The sequence below is a fragment of the Candidatus Villigracilis sp. genome, from assembly GCF_057083605.1.
This window is the reverse complement of the sequence record NZ_JBXMTI010000070.1, coordinates 43,167-51,213: the sequence shown is the minus strand read 5'-3', so window position 1 is coordinate 51,213 and position 8,047 is coordinate 43,167. Positions and strand designations below refer to the sequence as shown.

7 protein-coding genes are annotated in these 8,047 nt (G+C 48.5%); 5 read left to right on the top strand and 2 right to left on the bottom strand.

Annotated elements, in window-relative coordinates:
- Positions 1-154 precede the first annotated feature (154 nt).
- Together AC14M5_RS10775 and AC14M5_RS10770 are read left to right on the top strand one after the other, a co-directional pair.
- Positions 155-373 carry a hypothetical protein gene (locus tag AC14M5_RS10775; protein ID WP_484029668.1) on the top strand — a complete coding sequence of 73 codons (219 nt, stop codon included), beginning with the start codon at positions 155-157 and terminating at the stop codon, positions 371-373.
- Positions 370-1,362 carry a class I SAM-dependent methyltransferase gene (locus AC14M5_RS10770; RefSeq protein WP_484029667.1) on the top strand — a complete coding sequence of 331 codons (993 nt, stop codon included), beginning with the start codon at positions 370-372 and terminating at the stop codon, positions 1,360-1,362. Before AC14M5_RS10775 ends, AC14M5_RS10770 begins: the two co-directional genes overlap by 4 nt.
- Before the next feature lie 119 nt (positions 1,363-1,481).
- On the opposite strand, the gene AC14M5_RS10765 is transcribed toward AC14M5_RS10770, so the two are convergent.
- Both AC14M5_RS10765 and AC14M5_RS10760 read right to left on the bottom strand, forming a co-directional pair.
- On the bottom strand, positions 1,482-3,335 hold the full coding sequence (locus AC14M5_RS10765; protein ID WP_484029666.1) for a TolB family protein: 1,854 nt from the start codon (positions 3,333-3,335) through the stop codon (positions 1,482-1,484).
- Between the two features lie 86 nt (positions 3,336-3,421).
- On the bottom strand, positions 3,422-5,512 hold the full coding sequence (locus AC14M5_RS10760) for an NBR1-Ig-like domain-containing protein (protein WP_484029665.1): 2,091 nt from the start codon (positions 5,510-5,512) through the stop codon (positions 3,422-3,424).
- Between the two features lie 264 nt (positions 5,513-5,776).
- Here AC14M5_RS10760 and dinB point away from each other — a divergent pair, with 264 nt between their 5' ends.
- The 3 genes from dinB to AC14M5_RS10745 are packed head-to-tail and all read left to right on the top strand — an operon-like array spanning position 5,777 to position 8,035.
- Positions 5,777-6,937: a DNA polymerase IV gene (dinB, locus tag AC14M5_RS10755; RefSeq protein ID WP_484029664.1), complete on the top strand. Its 1,161-nt coding sequence runs from the start codon at positions 5,777-5,779 to the stop codon at positions 6,935-6,937.
- 57 nt (positions 6,938-6,994) lie between these two features.
- Positions 6,995-7,639 carry a GyrI-like domain-containing protein gene (locus AC14M5_RS10750; protein ID WP_484029663.1) on the top strand — a complete coding sequence of 215 codons (645 nt, stop codon included), beginning with the start codon at positions 6,995-6,997 and terminating at the stop codon, positions 7,637-7,639.
- Between the two features lie 36 nt (positions 7,640-7,675).
- Positions 7,676-8,035 (top strand): hypothetical protein, encoded by a 360-nt coding sequence (locus tag AC14M5_RS10745; protein ID WP_484029662.1) that lies wholly within the window; start codon positions 7,676-7,678, stop codon positions 8,033-8,035.
- The last annotated feature ends 12 nt before the right edge of the window (positions 8,036-8,047 follow it).

Genomic DNA, 8,047 nt, shown 5'->3' with positions numbered 1-8,047 from the left:
AGGGACACAGCGAAACGATTTACGGCCAAAATCTTGAATTGACTCGCTGTGTCCCTACTTTTCAGACAATTTCTAAGTCAGAAACTGAAGCGTTTTCATCCAACTCTCTGTCAAGAAATTGGCAGAGAGTTTTTTGAAGAATTCCACAAACATCATGACCGAATCCATCCATATTAGCGACAAAGTAAAAATTTATCTAGACTCCAAGTTTGGTGAAAACGAAGGCTGGCATGAAGGCACCGTCTTCAAAATTGATCCGTACTCAGAGCACCGCAGTTTCTACTGGGTGGAGTTAAGTGCCGAGGCTCAGGCAATTTTAGGAATAAAACAGATCTCAGTGTTCAACCCAAAGAATATACAAAAAATAATATGACAACACCGTCCCTGACTCAGTTGCTCGAAAAAGCTCTTGCTTCCCGTATGCCCCTGATGGACTCGCGCCATGAATCAGCCTTCCGCCTCTTCAATGGATTTACCGAGGGCTTCCCTGATCTCGCCATTGATCTATATGCCTCAACTGTTGTCATTCACAACTATGCCGATGATGTTAAGCAGGGTGAATTATTTGTTCAGGAAGCCCAGCAATTCCTAACCACATCCCTAAATTGGCTTCGTGCAGGAATTGTCAAAACACGGAATGGCACAACACCCGAAGACAAACGTGGCAAACTCTTATTTGGAACAGGGTTGGACCGCAAAGTCAAGGAACATGAAGTCTGGTACGCGATCAACCTCACCCTAAATCGGGACGCGAGTCTCTATCTCGATACGCGCAACCTGCGCCAGTGGCTTATCGAAAACTCAAAAGGCAAATCCATCCTGAACACCTTTGCCTACACGGGCAGTTTCGGAGTTGCCGCGCTCAAAGGCGGAGCCAGCCGCGTGGTGCAAATAGACTTAAACCGTGAATTCCTCAACCTCGCCAAAGATTCATATACACTTAATGGCTTCCCCATTCAAAAGGGAGATTTCATCTCCAGAGATTTCTTCGAGCAAGTTGGCAACATGAAACGCGACAAAAAATACTTTGACTGCGTCATCATCGACCCGCCATTTTTTTCGACCACCTCAAAAGGCAAAGTTGATCAGGAAAAAGAGAGTGCGCGGCTGATAAACAAAGTTCGTCCGCTCATTAATGATGGCGGGACTCTGATCGCCATCAACAACGCGCTTTACGTCAGCGGGCAGGAATACATGCAAACGCTCGAAGAACTTTGCAAAGATGGATATTTGAAGATCAAAGAATTAATCTCCGTGCCCGAAGATTTTACAGGCTACAACCCTGTTGGCACACCCATCACCGACCCAAACCCGTTCAATCATTCAACCAAAATTGTTGTGTTGGATGTGAAGAAAAAATAATTAACCCCAAATACAATACAGGACGCTGACGAACGTGGATTCAAAGAATCCGCGTTCCTTTTTTCTCTTAAAACAAACTTACCCACGAAAGATTAACTTCGAGGTAAGTCATCTTTTTACTACGGTCTCCACGAAGGCGCATACCAATCATATTCAGTAGACAGCCCCGGCGCAGCCAGGATTTTCTGACTCAGCGTTTGAAGGTCAACCAAAAACAAATGGCCACCTGAGACCGAAGTAGTCTCTTCAACCAATAAATATCTTCCGCTTGGCGAAAAGATCAAGCGGCCAACTGTTGTGCCCTTATATACAAGGGTTAGATTTTTCCCAGTACGACTCACCACATATACTTCTGCACTGGGCTCCCCGCTTGAAAAACTGCTGTAATAATTGAAGGCGATTAAGGTGCTATCTGGTGACCAAATCAGCGGGTAAATGGAACCGCCAGAAAAATTGGCAACTGTCATCGAGTTTGCACCGTCTGGTTCCATCACTTTCAGCGCATGGTTTTGTGTGTTGCTATCATAATCATCATATGCAAGAAAGCCTGCATCCGGTGAGGCCACGAACTGAGCCTTCGTCAATATCGTCTCAAACATGGGGCGCGCCTGTCCATTTGCGGCGCGGACTAGATAAATATTGCCTGCACTGCCAGGCAAAGCCGAACGCATAATGATATTTTCCGTGTACCAGCCATCCATAATATAAGGCCGTCCTTCCGCAGGCAGGGCTCCAGAAACACTCTTTAACTCTGAACCATCCGGGTGCACCACATATACGTCCTCACCGCCCACGCCATCCTGCGTGCGGAACGCAATCCACGCACCATCAGGTGACCAAAATGGTGGGTCGATGTATGGGAACTGCGTCAGCGAAGTCCATGTTTTTGCATTCGCGTCGAACAGCCATAATTTCGTGGGGGTTCCGCTTGAGTTATCGGAATACGAGAACGCAGCATATTTTCCATCGGGCGACCAGCTTAATGGACTGAGGTTGAAGTTAAAAGCAAACGGGACTTCGATTTTTTCTACCGCCGGGCATTTGCCGCTATCGAATATACATAAAGCTGACACCTTGACCAACTGAATGGATTGGCCAGCCTTCCTCGGCTGCATGAAGAAATACAACTCCCCCGCTTCCACTTTGGACGTTGTGCTTGATTCAGTTACAACAGGAATTTGCCCAGTCTGAATCGGATTCACAACCTGCGACAGCTCATCTGGAACGGTAAAAACAGAGGGGTCCATTGCCTGATGAAAAGCAATGTTAACCACAACACGTTCCCCTTCCAGTCGGCCGCTCCCATCTTTTCCAAAATCCTGCAATTTCAATATGACGGCGGTTTGCGTATCCAGCCACATCTTCCAGGAGGGAGCACTGTTTTCGTTGAAATACCATTCAACGATCAGGGCATCTCGCCCGGCAACCGTATCCATACCAACTGATTTGAATATTCCTTCATTTTGGGCATAGTCTGAGGCAAAAGCAAGTTGAGAAAGCGGCGTGCCTATTTGCGCCCAAATGGGATTCGGGTAGGCTTCACCTTCAACCAGAGGAGGAATATATTGCCCCACACGTGCAAAATCTGGATAGGCAAAATTTTCAACCTGCCCCGAATTTAAGTTAATATTGTAAATATTCGAACCATCGCTAATTTTTAAAAATTTATCGGTGCTATTTGTGACCCCGTTCAATTCAACTTTGTAACGGTTATTAAGCGGGTCAAGCCAGACTTTCTCCTGAAATTCTTGTATTGTTTCGTCTGCCAGGTACCAGGTGATGCTGCCTTCCATTTGGAGGGTCGTCCACTTTGCGGCGCTTTCCCACATGGCGCGCTGAATCTCCTCGGGCGTAGAATCAAGGCTGAGGTCGGCAGAAGCAGGTGTCAGATTAAAGAAGGAGTCGGGTGTTTCAGAGGCGAGGGGTATGCAGGCTGTAAGTAATGTCAAAAGCAGAATCAGTAGCCGTTTCATAATGTCTCCTTATCCAAAGAGGACGATTGCCTAATGCAAAAGTTCCCGTTGCTTTTCAACAACGGGAACTTTTTATGTTGGGCAAATTATGGGGTCGCCGTTGCAGTTGGAGTTGAGGTGGCAGTGGGGGTCGGCGAAAAAGTTGGTGTCGTTGAAATTGTCGCTGCCGGCACCGTGTTGGTTATCGTTGGCACAACAGAGGACGCATTGTAAATGATGGGCGCAACCCAAAGCGCGCGATCACCCGCAGGTGAACCAGTGGAAAGCGCAGTAAGGACGAACTTCACATTCTTGCCTACCAGAGCGCCAAGATCGATGTCGGCTGAGTAGATGCCGCCTTCGTATTTTTCAACAAAGGCCCAGAAAGTTTGGATCGACGAACTGCCCTCCAGTGAATAATCCAGCCTGAATACAACGTAGCAGGAGGTTGCGCCATTCTCACAGTTAACAATGGTGCGGAACCTATCACCAGCCTTAACATTATAGAGTGGGTAAATGCCCTGAATATATCCATTGTTGATATTCTGCGGGAAGGTGACTAAACCTGTGCGGCTGTCGGTTGTGCCATTCTCCAATTTGGATGGAGTGGTGATCAGCACAAAGCCTTTTGCATCGCCATCTGTACCGGGGCAGGGTAATTCGCCCGCTCCGCTGTACCATTTGGCAGCACACACATTCGCAACGAAGTCATAGTTTGTGCCTGCACCCGGGGTTGCAGGTGTAACAGGCGTGCTTGGGGTACCGGGAGTGTTTGTCTTTGTGGCAGTCCCCGGAACAGTACCCGTGCCTGAAACCTTGATCTCTACCCAGAAAGATTTTGTTCCAGCAGAGCCAATGCCAAATGGAATACCGGTATTGTTCTTGAGTTTCCAGTAACCACGATATGTGCCGGCTGTGGTGGGTGAGGTCAACTGAATGGTGATATCCACTGTTTGGCCGGGCGCCACAGAAGTTGGGATGAGCGCGGAATCTGGCCCGCCCATCTTTTCACCGGAGTCAAAGATCAGGCTGTAGTTTGACCATGTACACGTGCCAACATTCTTCAAGCGCCATGTTTTGCTGAAGGTAAAGCCTGGAGCAAAGCTGGTGCCATCCGGTACAGTGACATCTGCGATGAACTGTGCGCGGTCACATGCTGCCGGTATGGGTGTAACAGGCGGAGTTGAGGTTGGAGTGGGAGGCGTTCCAGTAACAGTCGGCGGGACTGTCGGAGGCGTGCCGCCACCCGGACGTGAGATGATGGGGTTGACCCACAAAGCTCGGTCACCAGCGGGAGAGCCGTATGCAGAGATAACAAGGATGAACTTAACATCCTGGCCTGCAAGTGAGTTCAGGCTCAAGTTGACGTTATAAGTCCAGCCTTCATATTTTTCGCGGAAGGTCCAGAAGGTTTTCACAGCGCCAGTGCCGATCTGATAATCAAGGCGATAGGCTGTATAACAAGTGGTCGAGCCGAATTCACAGCCAATCGTCGCCTGGAAGCGATCACCGGTCTGCACTTTGAACGCAGGGTAGCTGGCCTGGATATATCCATTGGTGACGTTATTTGGGACAAACAACAAGCCAGGCTGCGCCGAAGTAACACCGCTTTCAAGTTTCGGAGTATCTAATTTCAACGCAAAACCGTTTGCACTTCCATCCGTGCCGGGGAAGCTCAAGGCTCCCGCGCCGCTGGACCAGGCGGCAGTGGCGGCGTTTGCGGTAAAGTCATAGCCTGTGCCTGAGGAGGTGGATACATTGATCTCAACCCAGAAGGTTTTATTCGCGGTTGAACCAATGCCAAACACTCCGCCGGATGTGCTCTTGAATTTGTAATAGCCAAAGTAATGACCAGCTGCACTTGGCGCGGTCATATCCAGGCTGATATCCACTGTCTGGCCGGGGTTGACAGTTGTCGGCAGGGCAGCCGAGGCGGGCGCACCCATCCTTTCGCCGCTATCGAAGATCAAAGAAACATCACTGCTATTCCAAGCGCAGGTGCCGATGTTCTTCAAGCGCCAAGTCTTCTTAAACGCAGTGCCAGGCGCAAAGTTCGTACCATCTGGAATGGTCACATCCGCGATGAACTGCGCCCAATAACAAGTGGATGCGTTCGCGCTGGATGTTGCTCCAGGCATCAGGGTCAACATCAATGCCAGCAGGAGCAATATTGTTGCAAGTCGTGATACAAATTTCATTTCTTCCTCCATCCAATTCAATGCTAAGTAGTTTGTAGAAAATGATCTTACGAAACTATATTTCGGCGATTTGAGAAACTTATATCCAATTCGTCCATAACAATAACGCCAAAAAATGCTAAAAGGTTCCTTTTGACTATACGCCATCTCTAGTATATCTTTTCTTAAAGGAATGTTCAATATATTCAAAGCGAGATTTTATGGCCTTTTTTTCCTATTACACTGGAAACCCGCCCTTGAAATCGTTGCACTATAATTACAGACATGCCTCGAACCATCCTGCACCTCGATCTCGATGCCTTCTACTGCTCGGTGGAAGAAACGCAAAACCCCGAATTAATAGGCAAACCTTTTGCAGTGGGAGGCAAACCAAACGAACGCGGAGTAGTTGCATCCTGTTCTTATGCCGCGCGTGCCGTGGGCGTGCGCAGCGCCATGCCCATGTCGCAGGCGATTCGCTTGTGCAGGAATTTGATCATCGTGCCCGGGCGGCATAAACTATATGGTGAATATTCCGATAAGGTGATGAACAAACTGCGGGCTTTGACTCCTTTAGTGGAACAGATCTCCATCGACGAAGCCTTTCTCGACATCTCAGAAATTGACCAGCCCCCCGCCCGCATCGCCCTGGACCTGCAAACTGAGATAAAAAACGAATTGCATTTGCCCAGCTCGATTGGGATCGCATCCAACAAGCTCGTTGCTAAGATCGCAACCGAGGTTGGGAAGAAATCAAATAAGAAAAGCAACGAGCCACCTTATGGATTAACCATCGTCCCAACAGGTGACGAAGCCAAATTCCTTTCCTTTCTACCCGCGGACATGTTATGGGGTGTCGGGCCAAAAACATCCAAAAGGTTATCCGAGCTTGGCATCCATACCATCGGGGACATTGCACAATGGCCCGAAAGAGAATTGGTCAACCTCTTCGGTGAAAATGGACGTGACCTCTGGCAACACGCGCAAGGCATAGATAACCGCCCCATCGTGACAGAATATGAAACGAAATCTGTCAGCCAGGAAACCACTTTCAACGTAGACGTGCGCGATGAGAAAACGCTGGAAAAGACTCTGCGCGAGCAAGCCAAAGATGTGGCAAAGCAATTGCGAAAGAATGACCTTGTTGGAAAAACCGTCAAACTGAAAATTCGATGGAGCGATTTCACCACCATTACAAGGCAAATTACGCTTCCCACATCCACAGACAGCGAAGAGGAGATTTCACGCACAGCCATCAAGTTAATGAAAACCGTCCGCAAGCCGAATCAGCCTGTCAGGCTGATCGGGGTCGGCGTCAGCGGAATCGGCGCTCCGGTGCGTCAACTCAGTTTATGGGATGTAGGAAGCGAGAAGTCCCGCAAACTACAAGAAGCCATGGATGCATTGCAGGAAAAATATGGGAAAGATGTGATTCATAAAGGATGATCTTTATGCTCCTTCGGGGGCTAAGCCCCCGAAGGAGCATTCGACATAGGAGAAATCATGAAGACCCTCGACCTGAAAAAACAATTCAAATATCTTTATCAACCTTCTGCAAAAAAGATTGAAGCCGTGCAGGTGCCCAACTTGCAATTTGTGATGATCGACGGCGCAATCGAGAAGGGACAAGCCCCTGGCACATCACCTGGCTTTCAAGAAGCAACACAAGCCGTGTATGGGCTTTCATACACACTCAAGTTCATGCTCAAGAAGCGTAAGACGAACGCCATTGATTACCCCGTGATGGCACTAGAGGGTTTATGGGGGGTGGAAGATGGCTTCTTTGACATCACCGTAAAGGACAATTGGTTTTATACGCTGATGATCATGCAGCCTGATGTCATCACAAAAGAGTTGTTCGAGGAAGCGCGTGAGCAAGTCCGCAAGAAGAAAGGGGATAGCGAAATGCTATCCAAAGCGAGGCTGGCTAATTTTGAAGAAGGCTTATGCGTGCAAACCATGCACATCGGGCCATACGCCACTGAACCAGCAACAATTGAACGCATGAAAGAATTCATGAAAGAGAATGGATTACAGGATAATGTCGGCCCGAACGGTATGCATCATGAGATCTATCTCAGCGATCCTCGCAAGGCTGCACCTGATAAAATGAAGACCGTGTTGAGACATCCAGTTATCAACGTTTGAACGTTATAACGTTCAAACGTAAAAACCGAGGAAACCATGAATTGCTTCAACCACCCCACCGTCCCTGCCATTGGAATTTGCAAATACTGTCAGCGCGGATTATGCACCGAGTGCGCCGCTGTCATAGACGATGTACTTGCCTGCCAAAATCGCCATGAGGATGAAGTCCATCAAATAGAACAACTTGCTGCACGCAACCTGTTTCAATCCAAACGTGTGGCATCAGGGTATATACGTAATGCTGTCTTCTATGGCCTGGTTGGCGCGGTGTTTGCAGGCTTTGGGCTTTGGCAATTGAAATGGCTGGGCTTGCAGGCAGTTGTATTTATCATGCTCGGTGTGTTCCTGCTTTATGCGGCAGGGGCAAATTATTTTGAGGGCAGGAAGCACAAATAGTACATTTTGCTT